Origin of the sequence: Spirulina sp. CCY15215 (assembly GCF_016888125.1) — a bacterium.
Classification (GTDB): Bacteria; Cyanobacteriota; Cyanobacteriia; order Cyanobacteriales; family Spirulinaceae; genus CCY15215.
Map to the genome: position 1 here is coordinate 22,876 of NZ_JACSWA010000516.1, position 17,318 is coordinate 40,193.

General features: G+C 41.2%; 13 protein-coding genes. 11 read left to right on the forward strand and 2 right to left on the reverse strand.

Annotated features, from left to right (window positions below; translation table 11 throughout):
- Positions 1-68 precede the first annotated feature (68 nt).
- On the reverse strand, positions 69-692 hold the full coding sequence (locus tag JUI58_RS27075) for a prepilin-type N-terminal cleavage/methylation domain-containing protein (protein ID WP_204105041.1): 624 nt from the start codon (positions 690-692) through the stop codon (positions 69-71).
- Positions 693-979: 287 nt separating this feature from the next.
- Here JUI58_RS27075 and JUI58_RS17270 point away from each other — a divergent pair, with 287 nt between their 5' ends.
- Positions 980-4,591, forward strand: a complete 3,612-nt coding sequence (locus tag JUI58_RS17270; protein WP_239121544.1) for a hydantoinase B/oxoprolinase family protein — start codon at positions 980-982, stop codon at positions 4,589-4,591.
- Positions 4,592-4,729: 138 nt separating this feature from the next.
- A complete protein-coding gene (locus JUI58_RS17275) occupies positions 4,730-6,202 on the forward strand; it encodes an alpha-amylase (RefSeq protein ID WP_204105043.1) in 1,473 nt (490 codons plus the stop codon).
- 105 nt (positions 6,203-6,307) lie between these two features.
- Here JUI58_RS17275 and JUI58_RS17280 read toward each other — a convergent pair whose 3' ends face one another.
- Positions 6,308-7,708 carry a heterodisulfide reductase-related iron-sulfur binding cluster gene (locus JUI58_RS17280; RefSeq protein ID WP_204105044.1) on the reverse strand — a complete coding sequence of 467 codons (1,401 nt, stop codon included), beginning with the start codon at positions 7,706-7,708 and terminating at the stop codon, positions 6,308-6,310.
- 166 nt (positions 7,709-7,874) lie between these two features.
- Between JUI58_RS17280 and JUI58_RS17285 the strand changes: the two genes are divergently transcribed.
- From JUI58_RS17285 to JUI58_RS17325, 9 genes are all read left to right on the forward strand, one after another.
- On the forward strand, positions 7,875-8,774 hold the full coding sequence (locus JUI58_RS17285; protein ID WP_204105045.1) for an Rpn family recombination-promoting nuclease/putative transposase: 900 nt from the start codon (positions 7,875-7,877) through the stop codon (positions 8,772-8,774).
- A 154-nt stretch (positions 8,775-8,928) separates the two neighbouring features.
- Positions 8,929-10,317 carry a TldD/PmbA family protein gene (locus tag JUI58_RS17290; protein WP_204105046.1) on the forward strand — a complete coding sequence of 463 codons (1,389 nt, stop codon included), beginning with the start codon at positions 8,929-8,931 and terminating at the stop codon, positions 10,315-10,317.
- Between the two features lie 400 nt (positions 10,318-10,717).
- The gene (locus tag JUI58_RS17295) at positions 10,718-11,785 is read left to right on the forward strand and encodes a PstS family phosphate ABC transporter substrate-binding protein (protein ID WP_204105047.1); all 1,068 of its coding nucleotides are present in this window, start codon (positions 10,718-10,720) and stop codon (positions 11,783-11,785) included.
- Positions 11,786-11,861: 76 nt separating this feature from the next.
- Positions 11,862-12,791, forward strand: coding sequence for a phosphate ABC transporter permease subunit PstC (pstC, locus tag JUI58_RS17300; protein ID WP_204105048.1), 930 nt, complete (start codon positions 11,862-11,864; stop codon positions 12,789-12,791).
- Positions 12,792-12,803: 12 nt separating this feature from the next.
- The gene (gene pstA, locus JUI58_RS17305; protein WP_204105049.1) at positions 12,804-13,712 is read left to right on the forward strand and encodes a phosphate ABC transporter permease PstA; all 909 of its coding nucleotides are present in this window, start codon (positions 12,804-12,806) and stop codon (positions 13,710-13,712) included.
- A gap of 41 nt (positions 13,713-13,753) precedes the next feature.
- On the forward strand, positions 13,754-14,578 hold the full coding sequence (gene pstB, locus JUI58_RS17310; RefSeq protein WP_204105050.1) for a phosphate ABC transporter ATP-binding protein PstB: 825 nt from the start codon (positions 13,754-13,756) through the stop codon (positions 14,576-14,578).
- Positions 14,579-14,862: 284 nt separating this feature from the next.
- Positions 14,863-15,183, forward strand: coding sequence for a hypothetical protein (locus JUI58_RS17315; protein ID WP_204105051.1), 321 nt, complete (start codon positions 14,863-14,865; stop codon positions 15,181-15,183).
- Positions 15,184-15,312: 129 nt separating this feature from the next.
- A complete protein-coding gene (locus tag JUI58_RS17320) occupies positions 15,313-16,341 on the forward strand; it encodes an agmatine deiminase family protein (protein WP_348539914.1) in 1,029 nt (342 codons plus the stop codon).
- A 15-nt stretch (positions 16,342-16,356) separates the two neighbouring features.
- Entirely contained in the window at positions 16,357-17,094 is a 738-nt protein-coding gene (locus JUI58_RS17325; protein WP_204105053.1) for an HAD family hydrolase, read from the forward strand.
- The last annotated feature ends 224 nt before the right edge of the window (positions 17,095-17,318 follow it).

Below are 17,318 nucleotides of genomic sequence, written 5' to 3' on the forward strand. Positions count from 1 at the left end.
CACAAAAATTTAATAAAAACCTTTGACTATCCTATCATTTCTCTGGCAAGGAAAGTTATCATAATCAGCTAATAGCAATATTTATCATCATTGGGTTTTGCATTCTCTTTCCCTCGTCGCATTGCCCCCAAAATTGTTGATATAATAACACATCGTCGCAGATTGCCACCTTTGCCATTTTTGAGAGCAATTCGACCTTTTGCATTTAGCGAAGTTTGTCCGCACTCATCTCCTGGTTTATAAACCGCACAACCATAATGATTAAATTGAACGCGCCATAATTGTTCGGTATTATCTTTACGAAATGTTGTCTCTTTATCTCCGCGATCGTTTTCTTCTGAATCAACCTGCACTCCTGGTTCTAAATCTTGCCATAATCTATCATTATTCCAAATTGAAGAGGGTATAAAATCGCTATTATCGGCGGGATGAATAACCCATTGTACGCGATCGCCATTGTTTCGGATACTCGCTTGCCATGTTATTTTATCCCGAGTTGCATTACTTTTTGCTGCCATAAGTGCGAGATAAATTTGACTCTGGGACTTATTGAGACGTTGGCGGTTCGTGTAACTTAACCAAGATGGTGCTGCGATCGCTGCCAAAAGACCAATAATAACTATCACCACTAACAATTCTATCATCGTAAATCCTTGTTTTTGTGAGTCAAAAAGAATGTTTGTCTTTGGCATGATAATAACTCAGCACCCCCTAGAATTTGCGCGATCGCATTATCGAGTTATTTTAGCAGTAAGTTGTTTTTTTAACTGTATTTTTAACTGCATAGGATGTGATCGCAGTAATCTGTGTTTATTGCATTCGTCATTTGCAGTCCTCCCAATTGGGTGATATTTTTGCATCATAGCAAAAAATGTGAGGCGATCGCGCTTCTCCTTTCCTGTTTGATATCATAGGAAAAACTGCCAATGCGATCGCTATTCCCAGAGAGACAATACAATAAAATAAGGAGTCAAAATTGTTGAAAAAATGGCAATTCTTTGCCGATCGCGGCGGCACATTTACCGATATTGTTGCAATTTCTCCCGATCGCCAAATTACAATTCACAAACTACTCTCCGAAAACCCAAAACATTACCAAGATGCCGTTATTCAAGGCATTCGTGATGTTTTGGGACTTGCTAATCATTCTCCTATTCCCACAGAAGAAATTGCAGTTATTAAAATCGGTACTACAGTAGCAACTAATGCACTTTTAGAAAGAAAAGGCGATCGAGTTGTTCTTGCCATTACCAAAGGATTTCGAGATGCTTTAAAAATTGGCTATCAAAACCGTCCCAATATCTTTGCCCGCGAGATTATTCTCCCAGAAATACTCTACGAACAAGTTATTGAAGTTGAAGAACGTTATACAGCACAAGGAGAAGAACTAACTCCCCTCAATATACCACAAGTTCGCCAAGATTTACAAGTAGCTTATGATCAAGGAATTCGCAGTTGTGCCGTTGTTTTGATGCACGCTTATCGCTATCCTCAACCTGAAATTAAAATTGCAAAAATTGCCAAAGAAATTGGATTTTCGCAAATTTCTGTTTCCCATCAAGTTAGTAATTTAATCAAGTTAGTCAGTCGCGGCGATACTACCGTTGTAGATGCTTATTTATCTCCCATTTTACGGCGCTATGTCGAACAAATTAGCAATCATTTCTCCAGTAATAAGTCATCTCCTCAATTAATGTTTATGCAGTCCAATGGTGGACTAACCGATGCTTCTGTATTCCAAGGTAAAGATAGCATTCTTTCCGGACCTGCGGGGGGAATTGTCGGTGCAGTTAAAACTTGTCAAATTGCTGGTTTTAAGAAAATTATTGGCTTTGATATGGGGGGAACTTCTACAGATGTCACCCATTATGCAGGAGAATACGAACGCACCTTAGAAACAGAAATTGCAGGAGTGCGTTTGAGAACTCCTATGATGTCTATTCATACTATTGCTGCGGGGGGTGGTTCAATTCTACAGTTTGATGGGGCAAGATATCGCGTCGGTCCTGAATCTGCGGGGGCAAATCCCGGTCCTATTTCTTATGGGAAAGGCGGTTCTTTAACGGTAACAGACTGTAATATTATGTTGGGTAAATTACAGCCTGAATTCTTCCCAAAAGTTTTTGGAGAAAACGCAGATTCACCTTTAAATTCAGAAATTGTTCGCGAACAATTTACACAACTAACTAGAGAAATTGGTGACGGGAGAACTCCCGAACAAGTTGCTACTGGATTTCTGGCGATCGCGATCGAAAAAATGGCAAATGCCATTAAAAAAATTTCTCTACAACGAGGCTATGATGTCTCAGAATATACACTTTGTTGCTTTGGAGGTGCGGCAGGTCAACACGCTTGTTTAATTGCCGATAGGTTGGGTATAAAACAAATTTTCATTCATCCTTATGCAGGGGTTTTATCAGCTTATGGAATTGGTTTAGCAGAGATCAGAATTTTGCGAGAAAAATCGATTGAGGCAGAGTTATGGCCTTCATTATATCGAGAGTTAAGCAGTTTTTTTGGCGAACTTCTCAAAAATTGCCAAGAAGAATTAAAAGTTCAAAATCCTGACAATACAGAAGCTATACAAGTGCAAAGAAAAGTGCATTTGAAGTATAAAGGAACGGATTCTACACTGCTGGTTGATTTTGTCAATACAACCACTATGAGGCGAGAATTTGAAAGATTGCATCAACAACGCTACGGATTTATCATGGCAGAGAAAATTTTAATAGTTGAAGCTATTTCTATTGAATTAATCTGTCCCACCTATACCTCTAAAGAACCCATCATTCAAAAAACAAGAGAGACAACACCCAAACCCGAAGCGATCGCCAAAATATACACAAATAATTCATGGTACGACGCACCAATCTTGCAGCGAGAAAAATTACAACCTGGAGATATTATCGAAAGTCCGGCATTAATTATCGAAGCGACGGGAACGAATGTTATTGAACCGGGTTGGCAGGCAAAAATCAGCGATCGCAATGGTTTAATTTTAGAAAAAAAGCAAGCAATGGCTAATAATATTCAATTAAATCACGACTTAGTAAAACCTGATTCTGTTTTGTTAGAAATCTTTAATAATTTGTTTCGTTCTATTGCCGAACAGATGGGAACAACGCTGCAAAATACCAGCTATTCTGTTAATATTAAAGAACGGTTGGACTTTTCTTGTGCCATATTTGACCAACAAGGAGAATTAGTCGCTAATGCACCTCATATTCCCGTTCATTTAGGTTCAATGAGCGAAAGTATTCGTAGTTTAATTACGGCAAAATTGGATCGGATTGAACCGGGTGATGTTTATCTTTCTAATAATCCTTATAACGGTGGAACACATCTTCCCGATCTGACTGTTATTACTCCTATTTTTAGTCATAATTCTTTACAACCTTTCTTCTATGTTGCCTCAAGGGGACATCATGCAGATATCGGTGGTATTACTCCTGGTTCAATGCCTCCAGAGAGCATTACAATTGAAGAAGAAGGCATCTTAATCGATAATTTTTTGTTAGTGAAAAAAGGACAGTTTCTCCAAAAAGAATTATCAGAAATTTTAACCTCTGGTTCATATCCCGTTCGCAATCTTGTGCAAAATATAGCAGATTTACAGGCACAAATTGCCGCTAATCAAAAAGGCGTTCAGGAATTACAACAAATGATTCAGCAGTATGGATTAGAAACTGTCCGTGCTTATATGGTTTACGTGCAGAATAATGCGGAAGAATCCGTGCGAAAAATCATTTCTCTCCTCAAAAATGGTTCTTTTTCTTGTGAACTAGATACAAAAGAGAAAATCCAAGTCAATATCTCAATTAACCGCCCAAATCGTAGCGCTAAAATTGATTTTACTGGCACATCTCCCCAATTAAATACTAATTTTAATGCCCCTCTTGCAGTTTGTAAAGCGGCTGTTTTGTATGTTTTTCGCAGCTTAGTCGATGATGATATTCCTTTAAATGCAGGCTGTTTAAAACCATTGGAAATTATTATTCCGGAAGGATGTTTATTAAACCCTCAATATCCGGCGGCTGTGGTAGCGGGAAATGTGGAAACTTCTCAATTGATTGTCGATTGTTTGTATGGGGCATTAGATGCGATCGCGGGTTCTCAAGGAACGATGAATAATTTCACCTTTGGTAATGAAAAATACCAATATTATGAAACAATTTGTGGGGGATCGGGGGCAGGAAAAACTTTTCATGGAACTGATGCAGTACAAACTAATATGACCAATTCTCGCCTTACGGATCCAGAGGTTCTAGAATGGCGATTTCCGGTACTTTTAGAAAGTTTCAGCATTCGTCCCAATAGCGGTGGAAAAGGACGATATACGGGGGGAAATGGTGTTATTCGTCGGGTTCGTTTTTTAGAGTCAATGACAGCAGGAATTTTATCCGGTCGCCGGGTTATTTCTCCTTTTGGTTTAGAAGGAGGAAATGCAGGTGCTACGGGATATAATTGGGTTGAAAGAAAAGATGGAACGGTTGAAGAATTAGAAGGGACTGCTGTTGTTGAAATGCAGCCTTCCGATGTGTTTATTATTGAAACACCGGGAGGGGGGGGTTATGGTCGTTCAGCAAATTAATATTGAAAATAGGTAATTTTTCGTTAAATCGAGAAATTTATCCTAGAATAGAATCGTGTAGGGCTTAATATTCGTCCTTATTTTAGCAATACCCATTTTTATCTCAATTTTCAAAACTAATTTTTTAGGAGTTATCTCATGTCTACTAATGGCGTAATGATGCAATATTTCCATTGGTATCTCGATCCGGATCTAATCTTGTGGAATGATCTTAAAACTAAAGCACAAGAATTAGCAGATGCAGGAATTACGGCTTTGTGGTTGCCTCCCGCTTATAAAGGCACGGCAAAAACCCATGATGTCGGCTATTCTGTCTACGATCTGTACGATCTGGGAGAATTTGACCAAAAAGGAACTAAACGCACGAAATACGGCACCAAAGACCAATATTTAGAGGCGATCGCAGCCCTACAAAAGGTCAATATTAAAGTCTATGCCGATATTGTTCTCAATCACCATTTGGGAGGAGATGAAACTGAAGTTGTCAACGCAACTCCTTTTCATCAAGACAATCGCTTGAATGCAAGCGGAGAAATGCGGGAGATCAAAACCTTTACTCATTTTACCTTTCCCGGTCGCCAGAAAAAATATTCCGATTTTGAATGGCACTGGTATCACTTTAATGCCGTTGACTACGACGATTATACCCAAGACGACGGCAATGTTTATTTATTTGAAGGGAAAAAATTCAACAATTACGTTGGTTTAGAAAACGGGAACTTCGACTATCTGATGGGATGCAATGTGGATTTTGACAATCCAGAAACCTATGCAGAACTGATTCATTGGGGAAAGTGGTATATCGATCTGATTAAAGCAGATGGATTGCGTTTAGATGCGGTCAAACATATCCCTTCAAAATTCTTTCTGACTTGGTTAGACGATCTCAAAAAATTTCTTGATAAAGATTTGTTTGTGGTTGCTGAATACTGGCAAGACGACCTCGAGACATTGCATTGGTATCTCGATGAATTTCAAGGTCGAATATCGATTTTTGATGTTTCTCTTCACTATAGTTTTTATCGAGCCAGCGAGCAAGGTGAAGATTACGATATGCGACAAATTTTTGACAATACTTTAGTACAACAGCGTCCTAGTTGTGCTGTAACCCTCGTTGAAAATCACGATTCTCAACCCTTACAAGCGCTAGAATCTTCTGTAAAACCGTGGTTTAAACCCATTGCTTATGCCCTAATTTTACTGCGAGAACAAGGCTATCCCTGCATTTTTTATGCCGATTATTACGGTGCAGATTATGAAGATTACGGCGATGATGGCGATCGCTATCCCATTCATTTACCTTCTCACCGTTGGATAATTGATAAGCTCCTCTATGCTCGCCAGCATTACGGATACGGGCCACAATACGATTATCTCGACCATTTTAACACCATCGGTTGGACGCGCTTGGGAGATGAAGAACACCCGAAAGCAATGGCCGTCATTCTCAGCAACGGACCGGATGGTTTTAAGTCGATGGAAGTTGGCAAAATCAATACCAAATTCATCGATCTGACTGAACAGATCAAAAAACCTATCTATACCAATGATGAGGGCTGGGGTGAGTTTCGTTGTAATGGCGGTGCAGTTTCCGTTTGGGTTGAAGAATAATCACTGAAAGTCCCCTTTTTTCATCTAGATGGCTGAAGGCGATCGCGTAACAAACAATTCTGAAAAAATTAGTTGTTACGCTTCGTTTTCTCAGCCTTAATTTCTTTATAAACCGACTTTACGAATTGAGCGATCCAATAATTCAATTGGGTGCATGAGTTTTATATTTTTGCCTTGCAAGCGTAAATGTTTGACAATTTGTAAAGAACAACCTGGATTTGCCGAGGCAATTAATTCGGCTTTTGTATTCAATAAATTCTCAACTTTTTGCTGTCCTAACTCATCTGCTACTTCCGGATTTAATAAATTGTAAACCCCTGCACTACCACAACATAACGCGGCATCAATTGGTTCTTTTAATTTAACACCGGGAATTTGTTGCAATAATTGGCGAGGTTGTAAACTAATTTTTTGACCGTGGAGTAAATGACAAGCATCTTGATAAACAATCGGTAATTCTTTGTCAGTTAAAGGGAATAATTGTGCCGTGATGCCTACTTCTGCTAAAAATTCGTTGATATCCTTCATTTTTGCTGAAAATGCTTTGGCTTTTTTGCAATATTTCCGATCATCTTTTAAAATATGACCATATTCTTTTAATGTATGACCACATCCCGCCGCATTAATAATAATAGCATCAACATCTGTATCGGCAAAACTATCAATGAGATTGCGAGCCAGTTGTTGAGATTGTTCTTCTTGTCCTTGATGGGTGGGGAGTGCAGAACAACAGCCTTGATTTTTAGGAATAATGACTTCGCAACCATTCGCTGTTAAAACCCGCACGGTTGCTTCATTAACTGGAGAAAAAAATAAACGTTGAACGCATCCTAAAATTACTCCAACTCGATAGCGTTTTTTTCCTTTTGATGGGATTGTTTCGGGGAAATCATTATCGAAAATATTACCGAGAGAGATGTGAGGAAGAATAGATTCCATTGCTCCTAAACGAGGAGAAATTTTCTCGAGTAAACCCGTCGATCGCACTAATTTTTGCAAGCCAATGGTTTGATAAATCCACAAAAAAACTAATAAAAAACGCAGGCGAAAAGGGTAAGGAAACAAATTAAAAATTAAAGCGCGAAAGAGGCGATCGCCTAAATTTCGTGGTTGATTTCGCTCTACTTGAGGCCGTGTTGCGGAAATGAGGCGATCGTACTGTACCCCGGAAGGACAGGTACTAACGCAAGCCAAACATCCCAAACAACTATCAAAATGCTGCATCGCCGTCTCATCTAAAGACCCTTCTCCTTTATTAATTGCATCCATGAGATAAATGCGACCCCTTGGTGAGTCCATTTCCGTCCCGAGAACCCGATAACTGGGACAAGTAGACAAACAAAAGCCGCAATGAACGCAACTATCGATGAGATTTTGTGCGGGAGGGTCTTTTTCATCGAATCCTTGTAAAGGGCGATCGCTGGCATTCTCTTCCTCAAAAGCTGAAATAGCGGGAGTTTCTATCGTATTTTGGGGAAATTTAAACGACGTTTCTGAAATTTGCATTGGGTAAACACGGATTTAATAAACAGTTATCAGTAAACCGCAAACTACAGAAAAAAGCCTCTATCCTAGATTGGAGATTTGGAAAAATAATAAATTTTGTAAATTTTTTCGGGGTGAAAGTCAGCGCGATCGCGATAAAATAAACATTCTCGTACAGGTGCATCAGATGTCAAAAACCGCAGATATTGGCAGCAAGCGTCTCATCGGCACAAACCCCGCAGCATGGGCGCAATGGGCGACAGATATCCCCGATTTGCAATGTCTCGGCATCGAATCGAGTAGTTTTGAATGGGTGAGTCGGCAAACAGATGTATTGTTGCGAATGCGATCGCCTCAATACGGAGAATTTCTCATTGTCAACGAAATCCAAACCCGCTACAGTAGTGAAATGCCGAGGCGAATGCGTGCTTATGCTGCCCTTGCAGAAGAAAAGTATCGCCTCCCGGTTTATCCCGTGCTGGTTAATCTCTTTCCACCGAGTGGCGATCGCGAAATTCCCAACCGTTACCAATCCGAGTTTTGCGGTTTGAAAGCCTTACAAGAGTATCGCCGAATTAATCTCTGGGAGTTTGACGTACAAAGAATCCTCGATCGCCCCATTCGTCCTCTCATCCCCTTTGTTCCCTTATTTAAAAACGGCAATAATGAATTAGTTGTGCGAGAAGCCTTGGGAATGTTGAGAGCCGATGAAACATTGCAGGATTTTGAGACATTGTTAGCATTTTTTGCTACCTTTGTACTAGACACTCAATTAGTCCAAAATATTATGAGGTGGGATATGGCTATTTTGGAACAATCATCGTTGTATCGAGAACTTGCCCAACGAGAAAGGCAACAAGGTTTACAACAAGGTTTACAACAAGGACAGCAAGAACAACAACGCGAAACCATTAAAAATATTTGCCGCATTCGTTTTAGGTTTTGGGATGAGGAATTAGAGAATATTCTCGATCGCCTCCTTGCACTTCCCGCAGAGGAATCAACGCGGTTACTTCTTGAACTTTCTAAAGCAGAATTACTCGCACGGTTTGCCAATGATTCCTGTTCAGAAATACCGGAAGAGTAGCCCCGGTATTTGCCTTTGACCAACGACAGCGATCGCATTTAAACAGTACTAAAATATTATTGCAAATGCGATCGCGTCAAGTAATGTAAATTTTTGGTGCGATCGCCCGAACAGCCCTGATAATGGACTAGGATATTACGTTGCGCTACCTTAGATGTTCGATCGCCTTGCAAACTACAAAAATCAATTGGCCGATGTTATTGCCCGCTATAGTCGGGGTGCAGATTTTCTCAGTATTCGCCTGGAAACCTCTCGCGGCACAAATATCACTTTACGGGGGGATAAAGTAGACACCCTCAGCGAAGATGTCTCCCTCGGGGGACAGGTCAGAGTTTGTTATAAAGGAGGCTGGGGATTTGCCAGTTTTAATCGCCTCGAGAGTTTGAGCGATCGCGTAGAAGAAGCTATATCCGCAGCCAGGTTAGTCGGTGCAGAAGAAACAATTTTAGCCGCCATCGAACCCGTTCAAATCACCTGTACGCTCCCCCTCATCGGTACCGATCCCAGTCAAATTCCCCTGTTCGAGAAGAAAAAATTGTGCGATCGCTACAATACCATTCTTCGCCAAGCAGACCAGCGCATCGCCACAACTTCCGTCGGTTATAGCGATCGCAATCAGCACATTCTCCTCTTCACCTCTGAAGGCACGGCGATCGAACAATCTTGGGCAGATATGGAAATGCGTTTTGCAGCCACCGCCCGAGCGGGAGAAACAGTACAAACAGGAAGAGAAACCACCGGCTCTCGTCAAGGCTATGAAGATTTAATCAATCTGGACAAACGGGTTATTGGGGCAGCCGAACGAGCCGTGAAATCCCTTTCCTTGCCTCCAGTCGTGGGCAAGTCTTACCCCGTCGTTATCGACCCCATTCTAGCTGGGCTATTCGTTCACGAGGCTTTTGGGCATCTCTCAGAAGCGGATATGGCCTATGAAAATCCAGACCTATTGGAAGTCATGAGCATGGGTAAGCGTTTTGGCAGCCAAGATTTGCAAATTTTTGATGGTGCCGCCCCCGAGGGACATCGAGGCAGTTACTACTATGATGATGAAGGGACTCCCGCAACTACAACACAATTAATTAAAGATGGGCTTTTAGTGGGACGCTTGCATTCCCGAGAAACGGCGGGAAAATTAGGAGAAAAACCCACCGGAAATGCTCGTTGTCTCAACTATCACTATCCTCCCATTGTTCGTATGACCAATACCTGGATCGAACGCGGAAAAACCCCTGTTCAGGATTTATTTCAAGATATTAAAGAAGGAGTTTATGCTTGCAATTGGTTGGGAGGCATGACCAACGGTGAGATGTTTACTTTTAGTGCTGGGGAAGCATGGATGATTCGCAATGGAAAACTTGCCGAACAAGTACGAGATGTTACCCTTTCGGGGAATGTATTTACAACCTTAGCTAATATTGAGGCGATCGCGGATGATTTTTATTGGGATGAGTCTGGGGGGTGCGGAAAAGGCGGACAAAGTGGCTTACCTGTCGGTTGTGGCAGTCCTAGTTTGCGAATTAAAGAGGTTATAGTTGCAGGATAAATTAACTAGGATCGGAACAGAAACAGGGTTTGATTCGATCCGATAACGGTAACTTAAAGACCCTTTGGGAAAGTTTATTATCATCTGTTGGCTTAGAGAATATTGCTTCTCAACCTTCAATATTGGTGTTATAACTAAATTAATTTCCTATTAATAAAAAATTAAGTTTGTTTCTTTACCTTTTCTTAACCAATTGTTAATGCTTTCTTATTTGACAAAGTATTTTCTTTTGCAGTAACAGTAAAGGGGCTATCGATCGCAATTGAAGGTTTTCAATACAAGCATTTTTGGGCTTGTATCGAAAAAATTATTCAATTGAAGATTTAGTTGAAGTTTAAATATCTCTTCAACAATTTGATTTGAGACTCTACACTAATTAACAAAATTGAGGAGTGACAGCATGGTTTTCCTAAACACAAAACGTTCCTGGCCCGTTCGTCTATCGGCGATCGCCTTATTATTAGCACTCACTGCCTGCGCTACTGAAACAACCTCAAAAAGCTCGGGTGAAAGTGGCAGCGAAAGCAGCACTGAAAGCAGTGCTGAAGATAGTGGCTTAAGCGGAGATGTACTCGTAGACGGTTCGAGTACAGTTTTCCCCATCTCCGAAGCAATGGCAGAAGAATTCATGAAAGAGAATTCCAAGGTGAGAGTAACTGTTGGAGTTTCTGGTTCTGGGGGTGGATTTAAGAAATTCTGTGCCGGAGAAACTGATATTTCTAATGCTTCTCGCCCCATCAAAGAATCTGAAATCGCATTGTGCAAAGAAAAAGGGATCGAATTTGTGGAAGTTCCTGTGGCCTTTGACGGTATTTCCGTTGTCGTCAATAAGGAAAACGACTGGGCAGCCTGCTTGAAACCAGAAGAACTCTCCAAAATGTGGGAACCCGCAGCAGAAGGAAAAATCACGACTTGGAAGCAAATCCGCGACGAATTCCCCGATCAAACCTTGAGCTTATATGGACCCGGTACAGATTCGGGTACTTATGATTATTTCACCGAAGCAACCTATGGTGAAGAAGGAGAAAGCCGAGGGGACTATACCGCCAGCGAAGATGATAACGTCATCGTTCAAGGGGTTGAAGCCGATAAAGGGAGTTTGGGCTTCTTTGGCTTTGCTTACTACGAAGAAAACAAAGATGCTCTCAAAGTTATCGAAATTGAGAACTCCGCAGGGGAATGTATTACACCCAGTAGCGCCAGCATTGAAGATGGAACTTACAATCCTTTAGCACGGCCTATTTTCTTCTATGTCAAGAAAGAATCTTTAGACACGAAACCTGCTGTTAAAGCCTTTGTGGAATATCAAATCAGTTCCGATCAAGCTCATCTGGTTACAGAAGTGGGTTATGTCGCCCTACCTTCCGCATTGGTTTCTAAAATTGAAACTCGCGTCGCAGAGGTAAAACTCGGTTCGATTTTTGAGGGGGGAACCTCTTTGGGTGTAAAACTTGCTGATAAACTTTAGAGTCAGAACATAACCAAACAGCCAAAAGTTTTGCAGACTTTTGGCTGTATCGATAATCGCCTCTCTAATCTCGAGTATGACTTCCGATTTTTCCTCTAGTAACTCCAATCTTTGGCAACCCAATCGCCAAGCCAGTAAGCGAGTTCAGTTTGCCGTTAAAACAGTATTTGCTATCTTTGCCCTTGTTTCTGTTGCAACGACCATTGGCATTGTCTTAACTTTGGTCTTTGAAACCTTTGAATTTTTTCGGGAGGTTTCCCTTTGGCATTTTCTCACGGATACGAAATGGACTCCCCTCTTTTCCAGCGCTCAGTTTGGGATTTTTGTGTTAATTAGCGCAACCCTCATGACTTCCGGGATTGCCATTTTAGTTGCTCTACCTTTGGGATTATTGGCGGCGATTTGCTTGAGTGAATATGCGACTGCAAAAACTCGCGCAATTATCAAACCAATCCTAGAGATTTTAGCAGGTGTTCCCACGGTTGTTTACGGTTATTTTGCTCTTTTGTTCGTTACACCTCTCCTGCAAACGTTTATTCCCGTACAAGGATTTAATGCTCTCAGTGCAGGTCTAGTGTTAGGGATTATGATTACGCCTTTAGTGGCTTCTCTGAGCGAAGATGCCATTTATTCCGTTCCTCAAAGTTTGCGGGATGGGTCTTATGCTTTGGGAGCAACCAAGCGAGAAACGATTGTTTCTGTTATTCTTCCAGCAGCGTTATCGGGGATTGTTTCTTCGGTTATTTTGGCAATTTCTCGAGCGATTGGAGAAACGATGATTGTTACCCTGGCAGCCGGACAAAACCCGCGTTTGGGCTTAAATCCTCTCGTTCCCGTGATGACGATGACAGCGTTTATTGTGCAGGTTAGTTTGGGGGATACTCCCGCAGGTTCTTTGGCTTACAAAACGATTTATGCTGTAGGTATGACCCTGTTTTTAATTACGCTGGCTCTGAATATTTTTAGTTTCTGGTTCGTTCGCCGTTTCCGCGAGAAATACGATTAACTCGCAAATTTTATGACAACACAAACACCTCTTACTGACGCTAAATCAAGCGATTTTCAGGTTAATCTATCGGGTCGTTACAAGATAGATACCATTTTTGCGATCGCCACTTGGAGCGCGATCGCCATTTCTATCCTCGTGCTGGTAACATTATTGTTGAGCGTTTTGATTGAAGGATTCCCTCGTTTAAGCTGGTCATTTTTAACGAATTTTCCCTCTCGAAAACCAGAAGAAGCAGGACTGCTCTCGGCTTTAGCGGGGACAATTTGGATGATGGTTACTATTACGGCGATCGCTTTCCCTTTGGGGGTTGGTGCGGGAATTTATCTCGAAGAATTTGCCAAAGATAGTTGGTTAGGACGGGTGATTGAAATCAACATCAATAACTTGGCCGGGGTTCCTTCTATTATTTACGGGTTATTGGGCTTACAAGTTTTCGTGCGTTTTATGGAACCGCTAACCGGAGGACGCAGCATTATTTCTGGAGCATTAACCCTGGCTCTGTTAATTTTACCGATTATTATTGTCTCCACACGGGAATCCTTGCGGGCAATTCCTGATAGTTTGCGTCAAGCGGGTTTCGCTTTGGGGGCAACGGAATGGCAAGTCATCTCGCGTCAAGTTTTGCCGATCGCTTTTCCGGGGATTCTGACGGGAACGATTTTGGCTCTCTCTCGGGCGATCGGAGAAACGGCTCCTTTGATTACAATTGGGGCATTAACCTTTATTTCTTTCTTACCCGAAAACTTACAAAGTCCCTTTACGGTACTCCCCATTCAAGTTTACAACTGGGTTTCTCGACCCCAACAAGAATTTCATGTTAATTCGGCTGCTGGTATTATTGTCTTGATGGTAGTGCTGCTAATGATGAATGGCACAGCAGTTTTGCTACGAAATAAATTCCAAAAACAACGCGGTTAAGAGTTTTTCTAATCAATCACTAACAATCAATAACCAAAACAATGGTTTCAACTAATAAATCCTATGTGACGACTCCAGAAGATTTAGTCACAGAAGCAGTTCTCCGCGCTAAAGATGTCAATGTTTATTATGGCTCAAACTTAGCGGTACGGGATGTTTCCTTAGATATTCCCTACAATCAAGTGGTTGCTTTTATTGGACCGTCTGGATGTGGAAAAAGTACGATTCTGCGCTGTTTTAATCGTATGAATGACCTGGTTGCCAGCGCTCGAGTCCAGGGAAAAATCACCTTTCACGGCCAGGATTTATATGGGTCCGGTGTCGATCCCGTAGAAATGCGTCGTCGTATTGGCATGGTTTTTCAAAAACCCAATCCTTTCCCTAAATCGATTTATGATAATGTTGCTTTTGGGGCGCGGATCAATGGTTATACTGGCGATCTAGATGAACTGGTTGAAGATTCTTTGCGGAAGTCAGCCTTGTGGGATGAAGTCAAAGATAAGCTCAAAGATAGCGGTTTGGCCTTATCGGGGGGACAGCAACAACGGCTTTGCATTGCTCGGGCGATCGCCATTTCTCCAGAAGTGATTCTCATGGATGAACCTTGTTCGGCTCTCGATCCTATTTCAACACTAAAGGTAGAAGAGTTAATTCATGAGTTAAAACAACAATATACAATTGTAATTGTTACTCACAATATGCAACAAGCCTCTCGGGTTTCCGATCTGACGGCGTTTTATAATGCGGAAGCCACGGAAACAGGAGGCAAGGTCGGTTATTTGGTGGAATATAATCGCACGGAGGTGATTTTCCAAAATCCGACCCAAGAAGCTACCCAGGCTTATGTGAGTGGTCGTTTCGGTTGATAGAGTAACTCTCTTTTTGTTATAGTAGTGCGGGCAGAAGATGCCCGCTATTGTTTTTTGGTTTTAGTTTAAGGGAGATTCGGTTCTGCGATCGAAAGTATGAGATATTTTTTTATTGAGGAGAGTTTATTGAGGAGAGTTTATTGAAGAGATATTTATTTAGACTTTTGCTCACCAAAATGAAGAGATAAGTATTCACCCTGAGAAAACTTTACTACAATAGCCTAACAGTTAAATCCAGGCAAGAGATTAAAGATTTGATGAAGGGAGGCAAAATAAAATTTTTGTTTAATAATCTCTTTGACGAACCTCAAGATAATCGCTATAATACCCTTTATTCTCTTCTGAATTCCTTAACTATTTCTATGGGAAAATTTGTCAGTGCAGAATATAGTCATATTTTCTTCGTTGATGCCGAGAAAAAAGAAGTTTGGTCTCTTGCCTTCGATCCTAAAAATGCCTGTGCGAAGGAATTTTGCCTCCCTGCCGATCGCGGAATTACTGCAAAATTATTAACCGATCGCGAAGCAAAGAAAAGCAATAAGGTAAGTCAAATTAAAGATCGTTCCATTTTACAAGCATTTCAATCTTTTCGAGATCAATAAACTAGGAGATTAAAAAAAAATATGAAAAGACGGTTTTTTCTGCAATTAATAGCAACAAATTCAGGATTTTTGGTCTTAGGAGAAAGTTTAGTTGGCTGCACGACAGTTAATTCTCAGGTCTCAAATAATATGGCTTCTTCTATGCCTACAAATTCCTCATTTTTTATGCCTGATGAAGCCGATCCCCATTTGTGTACTTGGATGGCATTTAGTGCCAGTGCAGATATTTGGGGGGGTGAATATGTTACTGACGTGCAGAATAATTTGGCTAAAATTGCTCGCACGATCGCCAATTATGAACCTGTCAAAATGTTAGTTCGTCAGGAAGATTATGATATCGCTTTGGCAAAATGCGGTTCTAAAGTTGAATTAATAATTGCCTCTTTCGACGATCTGTGGATGCGCGATACAGGTCCTGTTTTTGTAGTGAATGAAGAAGGTGATAAAGCAGGCATTGATTTTAATTTTAATGGTTGGGGAAACAAGCAATATCACGATCGCGATGCTGAAGTCGCGCAGTTTGTTGCACAAAAGTCTGGAGTTCCCTTAATCAATACCAAACTGGTCTTTGAAGGTGGAGGTGTTGAAGTCGATGGCCGCGGCACCGCGATCGTAACAGAAAGTTGTATTATTAATGACAATCGCAATCCAGGTTGGACAAAAGCCGATTGTGAAGAAGAATTAAAAGTATTATTAGGATTGCGTAAAATTATTTGGCTACCGGGTCTCAAAGGTGCAGATATTACCGATGGACATACGGATTTTTATGCCCGTTTTACCAGTCCAAGGGTTGTTGTCGCTGGATACGATCCCGATCCTCAATCGGTTGACCATGAGGTGACGAAAAAAAATATTGAAATTCTGCGATCGCAAACAGATGCAAATGGGAATCAACTAGAAGTCGCGATCCTCGAAGGTCCAACAAAAATACGATCGGGATACGACTGGGATGATTTTGCGGCGGGATATATTAACTTTTATGTTATTAATGGTGCTGTAATTGCACCAGAATTTGGCGATCGCAAAGCCGATCATCAGGCCAAAGAAACCCTTGCACGTCTATTTCCCGATCGCGATATCATACAACTGAATATTGATGAGATTGCTGCGGGAGGGGGTGGAATTCATTGTACAACTCAGCAAGAACCTTTGATTTAATGGGTAAGATAAAGTATGTTAAAAGCCTTAATTTTTGATGTCGATGGAACCCTTGCCGAAACCGAAAGAGATGGGCATCGCATCGCCTTTAATCGTGCTTTTGCCACAGCAGGATTAGACTGGAATTGGTCTCAAGAACTTTACGGTAAACTTTTGCCAGTTGCGGGAGGAAAAGAGCGCATTCGCTTCTATTTAAACTATTATTGCTCTGATTTTAAAAAACCCGATCGCCTCGAGGAATTTATTGCTGATTTGCACTATAGTAAAACGCAATATTATCAAGATTTATTACGATGGGGTAAAATTCCCTTGCGTCCTGGAGTCAAGCGCTTAATCGATGAGGCACGCGATCGCAATTTTCGTTTGGCGATCGCCACCACCAGTTCTTATCCCACCACCATCGCCTTACTAGAAAAAACCCTCGATCCGGCTTGGTTTGAAGTGATTGGGGCTGGGGATATTGTCCCGAACAAAAAACCCGCACCGGATATTTATTTATATGTTTTAGAAAAATTGAATTTAGAACCCTCAGAATGTGTTGTTTTTGAAGATTCAGAAGCAGGTTTATCTGCCTCAACAGGGGCAAACTTAAAAACCATTGTGACAGCCAATAATTATACGAAAAGCCATAATTTTGCCAAAGCAACCCTAATTCTCAATGGTTTAGGAGAACCCGATCGCCCGTTTTTATCTTTGCGCGGGGGAGTTGGCGATCGCAACTATGTAGATATATCGTTACTGGAATCTTTATGATTAAAACTCATCTGGATTTATAAAATAATAGCCTTTTGAACAATGCGATCGTGTTTCCTCTATCTCCCATTCTCAAAAGTAAAATTAGACGCGATCTCGGCAAGTCTCAACATTGCCTCGATTTCTGATACGAGAAAAAACGGGAGATTGATAGCCCCGTCTCTTTAGAGCGGGGTAGAAAATCGACACGGCGAATTTATTCGCCTATGTCTTATCTTGGTTAA

Bases quoted from the DNA above. Each gene is read 5' to 3' on its own strand.
- JUI58_RS27075 (WP_204105041.1), bottom strand. From the start codon at position 692: ATGCCAAAGACAAACATTCTTTTTGACTCACAAAAACAAGGATTTACG.
- JUI58_RS17275 (WP_204105043.1), top strand. From the start codon at position 4,730: ATGTCTACTAATGGCGTAATGATGCAATATTTCCATTGGTATCTCGAT.
- JUI58_RS17280 (WP_204105044.1), bottom strand. From the start codon at position 7,708: ATGCAAATTTCAGAAACGTCGTTTAAATTTCCCCAAAATACGATAGAA.
- JUI58_RS17285 (WP_204105045.1), top strand. From the start codon at position 7,875: ATGTCAAAAACCGCAGATATTGGCAGCAAGCGTCTCATCGGCACAAAC.
- JUI58_RS17290 (WP_204105046.1), top strand. From the start codon at position 8,929: ATGTTCGATCGCCTTGCAAACTACAAAAATCAATTGGCCGATGTTATT.
- JUI58_RS17295 (WP_204105047.1), top strand. From the start codon at position 10,718: ATGGTTTTCCTAAACACAAAACGTTCCTGGCCCGTTCGTCTATCGGCG.
- pstC (WP_204105048.1), top strand. From the start codon at position 11,862: ATGACTTCCGATTTTTCCTCTAGTAACTCCAATCTTTGGCAACCCAAT.
- pstA (WP_204105049.1), top strand. From the start codon at position 12,804: ATGACAACACAAACACCTCTTACTGACGCTAAATCAAGCGATTTTCAG.
- pstB (WP_204105050.1), top strand. From the start codon at position 13,754: ATGGTTTCAACTAATAAATCCTATGTGACGACTCCAGAAGATTTAGTC.
- JUI58_RS17320 (WP_348539914.1), top strand. From the start codon at position 15,313: ATGGCTTCTTCTATGCCTACAAATTCCTCATTTTTTATGCCTGATGAA.
- JUI58_RS17325 (WP_204105053.1), top strand. From the start codon at position 16,357: ATGTTAAAAGCCTTAATTTTTGATGTCGATGGAACCCTTGCCGAAACC.